The organism is Actinoallomurus spadix (assembly GCF_024055725.1).
GTDB lineage: Bacteria > Actinomycetota > Actinomycetes > Streptosporangiales > Streptosporangiaceae > Actinoallomurus > Actinoallomurus spadix.
This window is the reverse complement of sequence record NZ_JAMXMX010000036.1, coordinates 33498-48328: the sequence shown is the minus strand read 5'-3', so window position 1 is coordinate 48328 and position 14831 is coordinate 33498. Positions and strand designations below refer to the sequence as shown.

At 71.4% G+C, this 14831-nt stretch carries 16 protein-coding genes and 1 pseudogene; 11 read left to right on the top strand and 6 right to left on the bottom strand.

The features are described 5' to 3' along the window. Positions 1 to 54 precede the first annotated feature (54 nt). Together NE235_RS34105 and htpG are read left to right on the top strand one after the other, a co-directional pair. On the top strand, positions 55 to 1122 hold the full coding sequence (locus NE235_RS34105) for an FAD-dependent oxidoreductase (protein ID WP_252810481.1): 1068 nt from the start codon (positions 55 to 57) through the stop codon (positions 1120 to 1122). Between the two features lie 284 nt (positions 1123 to 1406). Then, positions 1407 to 3332, top strand: coding sequence for a molecular chaperone HtpG (gene htpG / locus NE235_RS34100; RefSeq protein WP_252810479.1), 1926 nt, complete (start codon positions 1407 to 1409; stop codon positions 3330 to 3332). 226 nt (positions 3333 to 3558) lie between these two features. On the opposite strand, the gene NE235_RS34095 is transcribed toward htpG, so the two are convergent. Together NE235_RS34095 and NE235_RS34090 are read right to left on the bottom strand one after the other, a co-directional pair. Then, a complete protein-coding gene (locus NE235_RS34095; protein WP_252810477.1) occupies positions 3559 to 4428 on the bottom strand; it encodes an SMP-30/gluconolactonase/LRE family protein in 870 nt (289 codons plus the stop codon). Positions 4429 to 4547: 119 nt separating this feature from the next. Next, on the bottom strand, positions 4548 to 4952 hold the full coding sequence (locus NE235_RS34090) for an ATP-binding protein (protein ID WP_252810475.1): 405 nt from the start codon (positions 4950 to 4952) through the stop codon (positions 4548 to 4550). Between the two features lie 116 nt (positions 4953 to 5068). Between NE235_RS34090 and NE235_RS34085 the strand changes: the two genes are divergently transcribed. The 5 genes from NE235_RS34085 (at position 5069) to NE235_RS34065 (ending at position 9479) form a co-directional block, all read left to right on the top strand. After that, complete coding sequence (locus tag NE235_RS34085) at positions 5069 to 5881, top strand: helix-turn-helix domain-containing protein (RefSeq protein ID WP_252810473.1); 813 nt, start codon at positions 5069 to 5071, stop codon at positions 5879 to 5881. Then, entirely contained in the window at positions 5878 to 5988 is a 111-nt protein-coding gene (locus NE235_RS34080) for a DUF397 domain-containing protein (protein WP_252810472.1), read from the top strand. Before NE235_RS34085 ends, NE235_RS34080 begins: the two co-directional genes overlap by 4 nt. A gap of 86 nt (positions 5989 to 6074) precedes the next feature. Then, on the top strand, positions 6075 to 7022 hold the full coding sequence (locus tag NE235_RS34075) for a cobalamin biosynthesis protein (protein ID WP_252810469.1): 948 nt from the start codon (positions 6075 to 6077) through the stop codon (positions 7020 to 7022). Positions 7023 to 7126: 104 nt separating this feature from the next. Beyond that, on the top strand, positions 7127 to 8629 hold the full coding sequence (locus NE235_RS34070; RefSeq protein ID WP_252810503.1) for a cobyric acid synthase: 1503 nt from the start codon (positions 7127 to 7129) through the stop codon (positions 8627 to 8629). A gap of 64 nt (positions 8630 to 8693) precedes the next feature. After that, complete coding sequence (locus NE235_RS34065) at positions 8694 to 9479, top strand: class I SAM-dependent methyltransferase (protein ID WP_252810467.1); 786 nt, start codon at positions 8694 to 8696, stop codon at positions 9477 to 9479. Here the strand turns inward: NE235_RS34065 and NE235_RS34060 are convergent. Beyond that, on the bottom strand, positions 9476 to 10483 hold the full coding sequence (locus NE235_RS34060; protein WP_252810465.1) for a Gfo/Idh/MocA family oxidoreductase: 1008 nt from the start codon (positions 10481 to 10483) through the stop codon (positions 9476 to 9478). The two genes, NE235_RS34065 and NE235_RS34060, sit on opposite strands and share 4 nt — an antisense overlap. 103 nt (positions 10484 to 10586) lie before the next feature. Between NE235_RS34060 and NE235_RS34055 the strand changes: the two genes are divergently transcribed. Further along, the gene (locus tag NE235_RS34055) at positions 10587 to 11414 is read left to right on the top strand and encodes an AMP-binding protein (protein WP_252810463.1); all 828 of its coding nucleotides are present in this window, start codon (positions 10587 to 10589) and stop codon (positions 11412 to 11414) included. Here the strand turns inward: NE235_RS34055 and NE235_RS34050 are convergent. Both NE235_RS34050 and NE235_RS38490 read right to left on the bottom strand, forming a co-directional pair. Next, complete coding sequence (locus NE235_RS34050) at positions 11393 to 11785, bottom strand: VOC family protein (RefSeq protein ID WP_252810461.1); 393 nt, start codon at positions 11783 to 11785, stop codon at positions 11393 to 11395. The genes NE235_RS34055 and NE235_RS34050 overlap by 22 nt on opposite strands. A gap of 4 nt (positions 11786 to 11789) precedes the next feature. Beyond that, on the bottom strand, positions 11790 to 12629 hold the full coding sequence (locus NE235_RS38490) for a helix-turn-helix domain-containing protein (RefSeq protein WP_252810459.1): 840 nt from the start codon (positions 12627 to 12629) through the stop codon (positions 11790 to 11792). A gap of 83 nt (positions 12630 to 12712) precedes the next feature. Here NE235_RS38490 and NE235_RS34040 point away from each other — a divergent pair, with 83 nt between their 5' ends. From NE235_RS34040 to NE235_RS34035, 3 genes and pseudogenes are all read left to right on the top strand, one after another. Beyond that, entirely contained in the window at positions 12713 to 13318 is a 606-nt protein-coding gene (locus tag NE235_RS34040; RefSeq protein ID WP_252810457.1) for a type IV toxin-antitoxin system AbiEi family antitoxin domain-containing protein, read from the top strand. Further along, positions 13318 to 13542: pseudogene (locus tag NE235_RS38805) on the top strand (nucleotidyl transferase AbiEii/AbiGii toxin family protein); the annotation flags it as partial. The gene NE235_RS34040 and the pseudogene NE235_RS38805, both read left to right, overlap by 1 nt. Positions 13543 to 13607: 65 nt before the next feature. Further along, positions 13608 to 14219, top strand: a complete 612-nt coding sequence (locus tag NE235_RS34035) for a nucleotidyl transferase AbiEii/AbiGii toxin family protein (protein ID WP_252810455.1) — start codon at positions 13608 to 13610, stop codon at positions 14217 to 14219. Positions 14220 to 14249: 30 nt separating this feature from the next. Here the strand turns inward: NE235_RS34035 and NE235_RS34030 are convergent, their stop codons facing one another. Beyond that, the gene (locus NE235_RS34030) at positions 14250 to 14708 is read right to left on the bottom strand and encodes a MarR family winged helix-turn-helix transcriptional regulator (protein ID WP_252810453.1); all 459 of its coding nucleotides are present in this window, start codon (positions 14706 to 14708) and stop codon (positions 14250 to 14252) included. Between the last annotated feature and the right edge of the window lie 123 nt (positions 14709 to 14831).

The following is a 14831-nucleotide window of genomic DNA, read 5'->3' as shown; positions in this document are numbered from 1 at the left end:
CCTGTATTCTGCAGTTATCGTAACCTACCCCTTTTACCAGGCATTATTCGGGGCATGAACGACATCGACGTAGCGATCGTGGGGCTCGGGCTGGCGGGATCGGCCACCGCCTGGGCGCTCAGCCGGCGGGGCCGGAGCGTCGCCGCCTTTGAGGCGTACGGCCCGGGCCACCGGCGCGGCAGCTCACACGGCCGCGCCCGGATCTTCCGCCGCGCCTACCTGGACCCGCTGTACGTCGACCTGACCGGCCGGGCCGGGCGGCTCTGGGAGGAGCTGAACGCGTCGGCGGGGGAGCCGCTCCTGACCCGGACCGGCGGCGTCGACCACGGACCCGGGCGGGAGCCGGAACGGATGGCCGCCCTCCTGCGCGACCACGGCGTCGCCGCCGAACTGCTCGATCCCGCCGAGGCCGCCCACCGCTGGCCCGGCGTCCGCTTCACCGGCCCGGTCGTCTTCGACCCGGAGGGCGGGGTCCTCGACCCGGAGGCGACGATGGCCGCCCTGGCCCGGCTCGCCGCCGAGGCCGGTGCGCACCTCGCGTACGACACGCCGATCCGGGCCCTGGAACCGGACCCCACCGGCGTCCTCCTGCACACCGACGAGGAGACGTGGCACGCCCGTACGGTCGTGGTCGCGGCGGGCGGCTGGACCGGTCCGCTGCTCGACGGCCTGGTCCCGCTCCCGCCGCTGAGCGTCACCCAGCAGCAGGTCTTCTTCTTCGACCGGACGGACCCCGGCCCGTGGCCGACCATCGTGCACGGCGAGACGACCCTCGACGTGTACGCGCTGCCGGAGGGCCCGTACCTGAAGTTTGGCGCGCACGTGGGCGGCACGGCGACGACCGCGGACGACCGGGACTTCGTCGTCGACCCGGCCGCCCGCGAGAGCGCCATCGCGTACGCGCGGACCTGGCTGCCGGGCGTCGACCCGGAGCCGCGCGCGGAGCTGACCTGCCTCTACACCTCGACGCCCGACGAGGACTTCGTGCTGGACCGCCGCGGGCCGTTCGTGGTCTGCTCCGCCTGCTCCGGGCACGGCGCGAAGTTCACCCCGCTGATCGGCGAACTCGCCGCCGACCTGGTCGACGGCCGCCCCCCGATCGCGCGCTTCGCCCTGCGCTGAGCTCAGCCGCCGGCGACGGTCCCGTCTGGGTCAGCGGCCTCCTGATCGCCATCGCGCTGGTCCTCGCCCTGCCGCTCCTGCGGGCTTCACGCCCCGTACCGCCCGGAGCGCCTTAAGCCGGCCCGGACCCGTGCGCCGCCTGCGCCACGCCGGGGATTCCGCCGGCGTGGCGCAGGCACGGCGCGGGCCCGTCACGGGCCGCCCGAAGGGGAGAAGTCTCGGTACGCTTTTGGCCGATCCGGAGACGCCGGAAAGCGACGATCGCAAGGAGAAGTGTTCGTCCGATGAGCACACCGACGCAACAGGAGCGGTTCAGTTTCCAGGCCGAGGTCGTCCAGCTTCTCGACCTGATGATTCACTCGCTTTACAGCAACAAGGAGATCTTCCTGCGGGAGCTGATCTCCAACGCCTCGGACGCCATCGACCGCCTGCGGTTCGCCAAGCTCACCGACCCCGGCCTCGATGAGTCCGACGAGCCGCTGCAGATCCGGGTCTCCTTCGACAAGGACGCCCGCACGATCACCATCTCCGACAACGGCATCGGAATGAGCCGGCAGGAGGTGATGGACAACATCGGAACCATCGCCAAGTCCGGCACCCGCGAATTCCTCAAGGCACTCACCGGGGACCAGCGGAAGGACGCGACCCTCATCGGCCAGTTCGGCGTCGGCTTCTACTCGGCGTTCATCATCGCCGACCGGGTCACGCTGACCACCCGCCGGGCCGGCCTCCCCGCGGCGGAGGGAGTCCGCTGGGAGTCCGACGGCCGCGGCGAGTACGCCCTGGAGACGATCGAGCGTCCCGCCCGCGGCACCGAGATCGTGCTCCACCTCCGCGAGGGCGAGGACGAGCTCCTCAACGACTTCCGCCTGCGCACGATCATCCGGAAGTACTCCGACCACATCAGCCTGCCGATCCTCATGCCGGACGAGAACACCGAGTCCGCCGAGGGCACCGAGTCCGGCGACGCGCCGGGTGAGACGGTCGTCAACCGGGCGTCGGCCTTGTGGGCCCGCCCGAAGAGCGAGATCGGCGAGCAGGAGTACAGCGAGTTCTACAAGCACGTCGCGCACGACTACGCCGACCCCCTCGCCCATCTGCACGCCAAGATGGAGGGGACCTACGAGTACACGCTGCTGCTGTTCATCCCGGCACACGCGCCGTTCGACCTGTGGATGCCCGAGTCCCGGCACGGCGTGAAGCTGCACGTCCAGCGTGTCTTCATCATGGACGACACCGGGCAGCTCATGCCGAACTACCTGCGCTTCGTCCGCGGGGTCATCGACTCCAGCGACCTGCCGCTCAACGTCTCCCGGGAGATCCTGCAGAGCAGCCGCGTCGTCGACTCGATCCGGTCCAGCGCCGTCAAGCGGGTGCTGAAGCTGCTGAAGGACCTGGCCGAGAAGGAGCCGGACAAGTACGCCACCTTCTGGGGCGAGTTCGGCGCCGTCCTCAAGGAGGGGATCGCCGAGGACTACTCCAACCGGGACGACATCGCCCGCCTGCTGCGCTTCACCACGACCAAGTCGAGCACCGACACGCCGGACACCTCGCTCGCCGACTACGTGGCCCGCATGCAGGAGGGCCAGGAGAAGATCTACTACCTGATCGCCCCCACACTCGCCGCCGCCAAGTCCAGCCCGCACCTGGAGATCTTCCGGGAGAAGGGCATCGAGGTGCTGCTGCTCAGCGACCCCGTCGACAACTGGGTGGTGACCAGCCTGCCCGACTTCGACGGTAAGCGCCTGCAGTCCGTCGCGCAGGGCGCGTCCGACCTCGGCGCGCTGGAGGACGCCGCCGAGAAGGAGGCGAACGAGAAGGCCGGCACGGAACTCGCCGCCCTGGTGGAGCGCCTGAAGAAGGCCCTCGGCGACCGCGTGCGGGACGTCCGGACCACCAACCGCCTCACCACGTCACCGGCCTGCATCGTCGCGGGTGAGCCGGACATCGAGATGAACCTCATCCGCCGGATGCAGGGCTCGGGGATGCCGAGCGAGCCCATCCTGGAGATCAATCCCGAGCACCCGCTCATCCGGCGGCTCGACGCCGAGTCCGACGAACGCCTCGCGGACTGGGCACACGTCCTCTACGGCCAGTCCGTCCTGACCCTCGGCGCCCGCGTCGACGAACCGGCCGAGTTCGCCGCCCGCCTCAACGACCTGCTCGTCGCCCTGACCGGCGAGCCGGGCCCGGTGGACGAAGACTCCTGACAGCGCCCGGACACCGCTCCGGCGCGGGTGCGGCGCGCCTTGCGCCGAGGGTCTTCGTCGTTCCTGCGACGCGGATCCTCGGCGCCGACTGCCGCTCAGGGTGACGACGGCGGCGGCGTGACCATCGCGGCGGCGGAGTCCGCCCGGTCGGCCGCGTCCGTGGATCGATCGCTGGTGTCCGCTGCGTTCTCACGGTAGCGGACACCAGTGGAAGCATTCGAATACTTCAGCGGGCGCCCGTGAACGGGGTCGCTACCGGGCCGGTGACGCCCGGGTCGACGCGGAAGATCCGGCCGGCGTCCGGCTCGGCCTCGCGCTGCTCCGGGGAGAGGCCCTGCTGCGACGTCGTGATGAACAGCGTCGACCGGTCGGTGCCGCCGAAGCAGCAGCTCGAGACGTTCGTCACCGGGAGGCGGACCGTCCCCACCAGCTCCCCGGACGGGGCGTACCGGTGCACCACGCCACCGCCCCACACGGTCTGCCACAGGAAACCCTCGTCGTCGACCGTCATGCCGTCGGGGTGACCGCCCTCGACGGTGACGAACGGCCGCCGGTTCGTGACCTCCCCGGTCTCCAGGTCGTAGTCGAAGACGTCGACCTGCCGCGTGGGCGTGTCGGCGTAGTACATCGTGCGGTAGTCGGGGCTCCAGGCCGGCCCGTTGGAGATCGTCACGTCGTCCAGCACGGTGCGGATCGAGCCGTCGAAGACGAACAGCGAGCCCGCGCCCCGCGTCTCGTCGAACGCCATCGTGCCGGCCCAGAACCGTCCGGCCGGGTCGCACTTGCCGTCGTTCATCCGGATGACGGAGGCGTCGGCCAGGTCGCCGGTCAGCGCCGTCGCCCTGCCGTCCTCGTCCAGCTCCATGAAGCAGGTGCCGGCGGCGATGATCCACCCGCCCAGCACCCGGGGCACGGCCGCGCCGATCGGCCGGTCGACCTGTAGCGAACGCGGGTCGGTCAGCGTCTTGCCGTCGTAGCCGGCCAGCCACAGCCGACCGGCCATGATGTCCACCCAGCCGAGTCGGTCTCCGTACCAGAACGGTCCCTCGGCGTGCTCTGCCTTGACCGGCGAACAGGGTTCCGCGGTGAGTTCCATGCTTCGGCTCCAACCGTCTCGTGATGATCAGCGTCATCCTTCCACTACCCGCTCACGGACGGACACGCGCAGCGGCGCCTACTCACCGTCGGATCGGCTTCTTCCACGGGTCTCCTCGGTCATGCGTGCCTCCTCACCATCGCCCAGACGATCTTTCCGTCGGCCACCCTGAAGGCGCCGTATCGACGGGCGCACCGGCTGACGATGGGGATTCCGCGTCCTGATTCGTCGTGGACTCCCGCGTGTCTCTGGTGGGGGAGCGCGTCCACCGGGTCGTACACCTGAATGGTGACGTATTCCCGTATCGGGAAAATCAGGATTCTGATCTCCCGGTCGGGTGCGACCCTGATCGCGTTCGTGACCAGCTCGGAGACGATCAGTTCTCCGTCGTCGACCGCGTCCGGATCGCAGCCGAAGCGCCGGAGGCTCGCGCGGGCGAACGCGCGTGCGGCTCTCACTCTTTCCGGCCGGCCTTTGATTCTTAGAATCGCGGTGTCGCCCATCTCGATGATCGTCTGATCCATGGCGGTGGCTCCCTGCCTTGCCTCGTGAATCCGTATGGTCAGACTGAACCCGTGGCGCTACCATTGCGCTGTTTCAAAGGAACATCAGAAACCCGCGGAAACGGGAGGGCTCGCCGATGACGTCGCGACCGCCGCTCGATCCGATGTCCTCGCTATGGGACGTCATCGCTCTTCAGTTGCGCTTCCAGCGGGAGCGAGCCGGTCTCACGGGCACTCAGCTCGGTGACAGCATCGGCTGTGTTCGTTCGACTGTTTCTCGGATCGAGTCCAACGCCCTCAAGCTCGACCCGAAGCAGGCCGCACTTGCGGACGAAGCCCTAAAAACCGGCGGTTTATTCGCCGCCCTGATCTTCCACGCCCTCCGTGAGCCGGACGGGCAGTGGCGCAAGGAGCATCGCGACATCGAGGCGTCGGCGTCGACGATCCGGATCTTCGAGGCGGTCGTCATCCCTGGCCTGCTTCAGACACCGGAGTACGCGCGTGCGCTGGCGATTGCCGGTGGCGCCACCGATGAAGTGGTCCGAGCGGTCGTTGAGGAGAGGATGGAGCGGCAGGCCATCCTGACACGCGCCGATCCTCCTCTGCTCTGGGCGATCATCGCCGAGACGGTTCTCGAGTGGCCGGTCGGCGGTGCCGAGGTCATGAGGGAACAGCTGCAGCATCTGCTCCAGGCCGCGAACATGCTCAATGTCGGGATTCGGGTAGTTCCGAAGTCGACGGGGGCTTATATGGGGCTAGATGGTAGCTTCAAGGTACTGTCCAATGCGACGGGTGACGTCGCCTACACCGAGTCGCCCGAAGAGGGAAAAATGGTCTATTCCTTCGGAGCGCGCAAATACCTCGAACGCTATGACCGGATAAGTCTTAAGGCCCTCAACGACACTCAGTCGAAAGACCTGATACGTACCAAGATGGAGCTGTATCGATGATCGACCTGATCGAGCCGTACCGGAGAAGCAGCTACAGCGGCACCCAGCAGGGCAGCGACTGTGTTGAGGTCGGTGTGGTCGGTGGGGATGAGACAGGGACGGGCTGACGAAGGGGCTTCGTCTCGGTGGAGGCTGCGCGCGGCGGGTGGGCCAGGGGGGCTGCGGTGATCGGGCGGTTCTATCGTCTTCCCCTGTGACGACGGAGAAGGGGCTGTGGGCCGGGCTGGTGCTGGACGCGCTGGCCGGGGATCCGCGGCGAGGGCATCCGGTGGCGGCGTTCGGGCGAGCGGCGGGCGCGCTGGAGCGACGTCTGTATCGGGACTCGGTGGCGCGCGGCGCGGTGTTCACGGCCGTGTGCGTGGCCGGGGCGGCCGGTGCCGGTCTGCTCGTGGACGCCACCGGCCGTCGTACGGCCACGCGGACGGCGCTCACCGCCGCCGCGACGTGGGCGGTGCTCGGCGGGACGTCCCTCGGCCGCGAGGGGCTGGCCATGGCGGCCGCGCTCGAGGCCGGGGACCTGGAGGCGGCGCGACGGCGGCTGCCGCACCTGTGCGGGCGGGACCCGAGCGCGCTCGACGCCAAGGAGCTCGCGCGGGCCACGGTCGAGTCGGTCGCGGAGAACACCTCCGACGCGGCCGTGGCGCCCCTCTTCTGGGGCGCCGTCCTCGGCGTGCCGGGGCTGCTCGCGTACCGGGCGGTCAACACGCTGGACGCGATGGTGGGGCACCGCAGCCCCCGGTACCTCAGGTTCGGGCGGGTCGCCGCCCGGCTGGACGACGCGGCGAACTGGGCGCCCGCCCGGCTGACCGGGCTGCTCACGGTCGCCTGCGCGCCGGTCGCCGGCGGCTCGCCACGCACCGCGTACGCGATCCTCCGCCGTGACGGCGCGGCGCATCCCAGCCCGAACGCCGGGCGGTGCGAGGCGGCGTTCGCCGGGGCCCTCGGCGTCCGGCTCGGCGGCGTCAACGTGTACGGCAACCGCGTCGAGGACCGGCCGGAGCTCGGTGACGGCCGCGCCGCGGAGCCGGGGGACATCCGGCGGGCCGTCCGCCTGTCCCGCGCGGTCACGGTGGCCGCGGCCGCCGTCACGATCGGTGTCCGCGCCGCCGTCAGGGCCTGGTCGCGGAGCCGGCGCCGCTGAACGGGGCGACCCACGCGACGCGTCCTTACCGATGTTCCCCTTCCTGATCGATCGGGGTGGGCGCGCGGCTGCTACCTTCGGCGTCCGTGGACACGCGCAACGGGATGCTGCTGGTCGCCGGTACGACCTCGGATGCGGGCAAGAGCATCCTCACGGCGGGGATCTGCCGGTGGCTCGCCCGCCAGGGCGTGAAGGTCGCGCCGTTCAAGGCGCAGAACATGTCGCTCAACTCGATGGTCACCGCCGACGGCGCGGAGATCGGGCGGGCGCAGGCGATGCAGGCCGCCGCCGCGCGGATCGAGCCGACCGCGCACATGAACCCGGTTCTCCTCAAGCCCGGCAGCGACCGGCGCAGCCAGGTCGTCGTGCTCGGCCACCCGGTCGCCGAGGTCGACGCGATGGGGTACGGCGCGCACAAGGAGCGGCTGCGCGAGGTCGTCCTCGGCAGCCTCGCCGAACTGCGCGCCCAGTACGACGTCGTCATCTGCGAGGGCGCGGGCAGCCCCGCCGAGATCAACCTGCGCGCCGGTGACCTGGCCAACATGGGCTTGGCGCGCGCCGCCGCCGGTCCGGACGGGCCCGGCATGCCGGTGATCGTCGTCGGTGACATCGACCGGGGCGGGGTGTTCGCCGCGCTGTACGGGACGGTGGGCCTGCTGGAGCCGGCGGACCAGCGGCTCATCGCCGGGTTCGTCATCAACAAGTTCCGGGGCGCGCCGGAGCTGCTGGCCCCGGGGCTGGCGCGGATCACCGCGCTGACCGGGCGGCCGGTGTACGGCGTGCTGCCCTGGCTCGGCGGGCTCTGGCTGGACGTGGAGGACTCTCTCGCCCTCGACGCGCGGCCCGAGACGCGGCCCGCGGCCGGGGCGGAGACGCTGCGGGTCGCGGTCGCCCGGCTGCCCCGGATCTCCAACTTCACCGACCTCGACGCGCTGGCCGCCGAACCCGGCGTGAGCGTACGGTTCGCGACCACGCCCGGCGAGCTGGCCGACGCGGACCTGGTCGTGCTGCCCGGCTCCCGGGCCACCGTCTCCGACCTGGCCTGGCTGCACGAGCGGGGACTGGCCGCCGAGGTCGTACGCCGCGCGCGGGCGGGCCGGCCGGTGCTCGGCGTCTGCGGCGGCTACCAGATGCTGGCCCGCGAGATCCTCGACGACATCGAGTCGATGGCGGGGCCGGTGCCGGGTCTCGGGCTGCTGCCGGTCCGCGTCGAGTTCGGGCCGGAGAAGATCCTGGGTCGGCCGAGCGGCACGGGCTACGGCGAGCCGGTCCGCGCGTACGAGATCCACCACGGCGTCGCAGCCGTGGAGGGCGGGGAGCCGTTCCTCGACGGGTGCCGTGAGGGGGCGGTCTGGGGCACGACCTGGCACGGCGCGCTGGAGAACGACGGCTTCCGCCGCGCGTTCCTCACCGAGGTCGCCCGGCTCGCGGGACGCGACTTCACCCCCGCCCCGGACACCGACTTCGCGGCGCTGCGGGAGGCCCAGCTCGACGCCCTCGGCGACCTGGTCGAACAGCACCTCGACACCGGCGCCCTGTGGCGTCTCATCGAGGACGGCCCACCGGCGGCCCTGCCCGTCGTCCCGCCCGCGGGGGCCACACCATGAGCGAGCGGGGCGGCCCGTCGATGAGCGCGGCGCCTCCGGTGACTCCTCCGGCGGAGGAAAGCGTATGACCGGCTTCACACCCGGCGAGGACCGCTGGCGGTCGCGGCTCGGGACGCTGCGGCAGGTCGTCCGCCAGGAGCTCGTGACCCGGCAGCTCGCCGGCCACCTTCCGGACGCCGGGCCGGGCGGCGTTCTGGACGTCCTGGACATCGGCTGCGGCCAGGGCACCCAGGTGCTGGCGCTCACCCGCCGGGGCCACCGGGTGACGGGGCTGGACGCCTCGCCCGCGCTGCTCGCGGACCTGTGGGCGGCGCTCGCGGCCGAGCGACCGGAGGTACGGGAGCGGGTCCGCCTCGTCGAGGGCGACGCGGCCGAGGCGGCGGCCCTGCTCGCGCCGTCCCGGTACGACGCGGTGCTGTGCCACGGCGTCCTCATGTACTTCGCCGATCCCGGCCCGGTCCTCGACGCGGTCGCGGCGGTCACCGCGCCGGGCGGGCTCGTGTCCCTCCTCGTGCGGAACGGCGACGCCCTCGCCATGCGGCCGGGACTGCGCGGCGACTGGGCGGCCGCCGCCGGCGCCTTCGGCGGCACCGGCTACCGCAACCGGATCGGCGTCGACGCCCGCGCCGACCGGCTCGCCGACCTGACCGCGGCGCTCACCGAGCGGGGCCTGACCCGGGTCGCCTGGTACGGCGTGCGCGTGTTCACCGACACCGCCGCCGACGACGCGCCCGTTCCCGGGCCCGAGCGACTCGACGCGCTGCTGTCCTGCGAGGAACGCGCCGGGCGTACCGACCCGTACCGCGGCGTGGCCGCCCTGCTCCACGTCATCGCCCGGCGGACGGGCTAACGGGAGCTCCGCGTCGCGGTCTCGATGACCTCCAGGCCGGCGATCGCGTCCTCCAGCGTGACCGGGGGCGGGCCCTCGCCGCGGACCGCTGCCGCGACGGCCGGGTAGAAGTCCTGGTAGCGGCCCTGGTCGGTCGGTTCCGGGCGGGTGTCGCCGGGAGTGCCGACTCCGCCGTACGCCTCGGGCGGCGTCACGCCGAAGCCCGTGTCCTGCGGGGTACGGCCCGCGCGGAGCTCGTCCTCCTGCCCGTCCAGCCCGTACGTGACGTACGCGGCGCGGTCGCCGAGCACCCGGAAGCGCGGGCCGAGGTCCGCGCTGATCGCGCTCATCCATAGGTGGGACCGGACGCCGTTCGCGTGGGTCAGGGCGGCGAACGCGTCGTCGACGGCCTCGGCGCCGGGCCGTCGTACGTCCAGCTCGGCGTGGACGGCCACGGGCGGGCCGAACAGTGTGATCGCCTGGTCGATCAGGTGCGCGCCCAGGTCGTACAGGACGCCGCCGGCGGCGGCCGGGTCGGCCGTCTCCTTCCAGCCCGGCTTGATCTGCGGGCGCCAGCGCGTGAACCGTGACTCGAACCGCAGTACCCGCCCGAGAGTTCCCTCGCCGATGAGCCGGGCGGCCGTCCGGAAGTCCCCGTCCCAGCGGCGGTTGTGGAACGGCACGACGAGGGGGCCGCCGGCCAGCGACCGGGCCTCGGCGGCGGTCACCGCGACCGGCTTGTCGACGACGACGGGCAGGCCCGCGTCGAGCGCCGCGCGGGCGAGGGGCGCGTGCGTGCGGTTCGGCGTCGTGACGACGACCAGGTCGTATCCGCCGGACCAGACGTCGCCGGGCGCGTCGAGCAGGGCGGTGCCGGGGTACCGGTCACGGACGGCGGCCCGCCGCGCCGGGTCGCGGGTCACGACGGCGGCCAAATCCAGGCCGGGAGCGGCGGAGATGAGCGGGGCGTGAAAGACCGCGCCTCCGGTTCCATACCCGATCAGCGCGACGCGCAGGTTGTCCACAGATGGCCTCCTTCATGGCCATTTGATCACGCTCCGGGTCTGTCCCAGCACGGTGGATCGGCCTAATCTCCCAAAGGGGTCATCGATCGACGAGGGAGCACGCATGCCCGACCCGTCGCCAGACGCGAATCTGGCCGAGTCGCTGAGCCGGTGGACGCTCGCGTTCGGCTGGCGGGACCGGGCGGCGTTCCTGTGCGGTGACGACGTCTTCACCCACGGGGAGGTGCACCGGGGGGCCGGGCGCGCGGCGGGGTTCCTTCGGGCGTGCGGCGTACGGCCCGGTGACCGGGTGGTCATCGCGCTGCCGGGGACGATGGAGTTCGTGTGGGCGTTCCTCGGCACCGTACGCGTCGGGGCGCTCGCGCTGATCGCCGACCCCGAGGCGTCCATGCTTCCGCCCGGCGAGGTCGCGGTCTGCGCGCCCGGCCGGCACGCGAACGTCATCACCCCCGGCGAACTCGTCACCGGCATGGCGCGGGCGACCGCGCCGCCCGCGCACCCCGTGCATCCGGGGACGCCGGCCTTCGCGCAGTTCAGTGAGGTCTACGCGCACGGTGACCCGGAGGTGTCGTTCCTGGCGATGGAGCCGTTCGGGCTCCGGGAGAACGACGTGCTGTTCTCCGTTCCCAAGACCCACGACCCGGTAGGGCTGCGCAACACCGTCTTCCTGCCGCTGTACTCCGGGGCCAGCGCGGTGCTGGACTCCGGCCGGCGGTCGATCACGGCGGTCGCCGAGCGGGTGCGCCGTCACCGGGCGAGCGTCCTGCTCTCGACGTCGGCGTTCCTGACGCGGCTGGCGGCGGAGGCGCCCCGCGAGCCGTTCTGGCCGCTGCGCATCGCGGTCGCGCAGGGCGCCCCGCCACCGGTGCACGCCGAGGACCGGCTCGGCTGCCCGGTCCTGGCACCGGTTCAGGACCCGGCGCCGGCGTAGGTGCCGAAGCTCCAGAACACGCCTTCGGGGTCCCGTACGGTGAACCCGCGCGAACCGTAGTCCTCGTCGGTGATCCCCTGGACGACGGTCGCGCCCGCCGCCACGGCCCGCTCGTACACCGCGTCGGGCGCGCCGGTGACGACGTACACCGCCCCGGTGCCCGGTGGCAGGCCCGCGATCGCGCTGTCGGGCCGCTCGGCGGATCCCAGCATGACGCCGCCGCCTCCGGGCGCGCGCAGCTCGGCGTGCGCCACCCGGCCGTCGTCCTCATGCACCGTGACCTCCTCGAACCCGAAGGCGTCGACGAGGAAGCGGATGGCGGCGTGGGCGTCCTTGTAACGGAGGGCGGGCCAGACTCTGATCTCGTTCATGGCCTCATCGTCGTCCGGTGGCGTCCTCGCCGTCTTGGACGAAAGGGAGCTCCTCGCCGGCCAGCCACGCGGACGGGGGGCACCCGGCGAGGTCGTTCCACTCGCGGGCCAGGTGGGCCTGGTCGTAGTAGCCGCACGCCGCCGCCACGGCCGCCAGCGACGGCCGGCCGGGCTCCTTGAGCAGCCGCTTGGACCGCTCGAACCGCATGACCCGCGCCGCCTCCTTCGGCCGCAGCCCGTACTCCGCCGCGAACCGCTCGCTCAGATGCCGCCGGCTCCACCCCACCTCGCGCGCCAGGTCGCCGATCCGTACGGCGCCATCCGTCTCGGCGAGCCGCCGCCAGGCGTACCCGGCCTCCGGCGGCGGGCCGGGCGGCCGGCCCATGCCCCGCGACAGCACGTCCTCGACGACGGCGAACCGTGCCGGCCAGGCCGGGGCCTCCGCCAGCCGCTCGGCGAGTTCTCCGGCACGGGAGCCGATCAGGTCGCCGAGGGGCAGGACGGCCGAGCTCAGCTCGGCGGCGGGCAGCCCGAACAGCGCCCGGGCCCCCTCCGGCGTCAGGTCGAGCTGAACGCCGGCCAGGTCACCGTCATGCGCGATGTGCACCGGCCGGGTGTGCAGCCCCCCGGCCAGCGCCGTCAGGGCGGCCGAACCGTACGGCCCGCTCGTACGGGTCGGGTCGCCCAGGCTGAGGACCACGGTCAGATGCCGGGACGGCAGCCCCAGGTGCGTGCCCGCCGGGAAGCCCTCGTAGCGGTACCCCACGCAGCGCGCCACCGCCGCCGCGAGCCGCGCCGACGGCCGCACCCGAACGCTCTGACCGACCGAACCGAACCCGCCCACACCCCCACGCTAGCCCGCCTTCCCGCGACCGGCCATGTATCAAAGTATTACCAGCTCGGACCGAGCTGGTAATACTTTGATACATGGCCACCACCTCGTCTGCGTCTCTCGCTCGCCTGGAGCGCCTGCCCGCGACCTTCCTGACCCGAACGGCGCGGGAGATCGGTATGGCGCCGCACGATCTGTACCGCCTGCGCGACGAAGGTGTGGTCCACGAACTGAGCAGAGGCGTCTTCCGGAAGGCTGCGGCGCCTGAGGGGCAGGTCGACCTGATCGCGGTGGCACTGCGAGCGCCATTGGCCGTCGTCTGCCTCGAAACGGCGTTGGCGTTGCACGGCCTAATTGACCAAATCCCGGCGAAGGTGCACATAGCAGTTCCTAGGGGAACTACACCTCCTAGGATGGATTTCCCGCCACTGAAGGTTCACCGATTCAATCCTGATTCTTTCGGGATAGGCGTTGAAATGTATGAGGCAGCGCCCTCTGAGTGGGTCCGGATATATAGTGCCGCCAGGAGTGTCGTCGACGCCATGCGACTTCGGCACCTCGTTGGGGACGTCTTCGCGTTGCGCGCGCTCCGGAGTTCATTGGAGAGCGTTGCGGCACGCCCCGGCGAATTGGTGGATCTCGCCCGGACCCTCGGAGTGGGGGGCTCGGTGCTCCAAGCGATAGAAGTGGTGCTCTCCTGATGTCTCCGAATCCGCGACGGGACACACCCGCCGGCCGTGCGTACAACGACCTGCGTAACAAGGCGCGGAGGGAAGGCCGCCCGACGGACGAACTACTGACCTTATTCGTCCTCGAACGCTTCCTGTATCGACTGAGCCGCTCGGACGTGTCCGAGCGGTTCGCACTCAAGGGCGGCATGCTGCTGAGCGCCTATGACGCACGCCGTACGACCCGCGACGCGGATCTGTCCGGCATCGGTATATCGGTCGCGGGAGACGATGCCGTGGCAGTGATGGCCGTGTCGCCGGCATGGCGATCGACGACGGTGTCGAGTTCCTGGTCGGCCAGCTTCGGAGCCGGGCGATCCGGGAGGATGGTCCCTACGGGGGGACGCGGGTCATCATCCCCGCCCGAGTCGCACGTTTCCGAAGCAGCATTCAGATCGATGTCAGCTCTGGAGACCCGATCGTGCCAGGAGTGCGGCGCATCGACTTCCCGCAACAGCTCGAAGACTCCGGATTCACGTTGCTCGCCTATCCGATCGAGACGGTCCTCGCAGAGAAGATCCTCACGGCGCTCGAAAGAGCCGACGCCAATACACGGGTCCGTGACTACGCCGACATCTGGCGGCTCATCGCGGGCAACGCCTTCACCGGTGAAGGACTGTTCGCGGCGGTGGCCAGGACGGCGGACCACCGGGGATTGAAACCGGGGCCGCTGTCCGAGCGGATCACGTCGCTTGTCGACCTCCGCAGGCGCACCTACCACGAGTGGCGAATCGGCCTGGGACCGGACGGTGACGCCTACCCGGAGGACTTCGCCGAGGTGGTGGCCGGGGTCGTCGCGTTCGCCGATCCGCTGCTGGCCGGCGAGGTCGCGGGCGCGGCATGGGATCCGGACGGCCGGTCCTGGCGGCCGTGACGAGGGATCTCCGGACGGCTCGGTGGGCGGTCAGTCCTTCGGGGTGAGGTCGGGGAGGGTCTCCAGGGCCCGGACCAGGGGGGCCAGCTCGGGGAGTGCGGCGGCGTCGGCGAGGGCCGCCTCCAGGGCCGCGTTGTGGGTGGGGGTGGCCTTGGCGAGGAGCTCCCCGCCCTCCTCGGTGACCTCGGTGTAGATGCCGCGCCGGTCGTCCTCGCATAGGTAGCGGCGGAGCAGCCCGCGCTTCTCCAGACGGGTGACGAGCCGGGTCGTGGCGCTCTGGCTCAGGACCATGGCGTTGGCGAGCTGCTGCATCCGCATGTGCCAGTCCTCCTGCCGGGACAGCAGGTGGAGGGTGCAGTACTCGTTCACGCTCAGATCGTGCTCGGCCTGCAGGGCCCGCTCGACCCTGTCCTCGATCCGGGCGTGCAGGGCGGCGAGGGTGCGCCAGCCCTGGGCGCGGGCCTCGGCCGCGTCATCGGGCAGTGGCATGGGTCACCCCTCTTTCCGTTTGGCAGCTCACCGATTGCGTGGTGAGATAGTCGGCGTCTGCAAGTATCAGGAGTGTGCAACTAATGCCTACGCGGGCTATTGCTCACGCTCCCCAGTGTATGC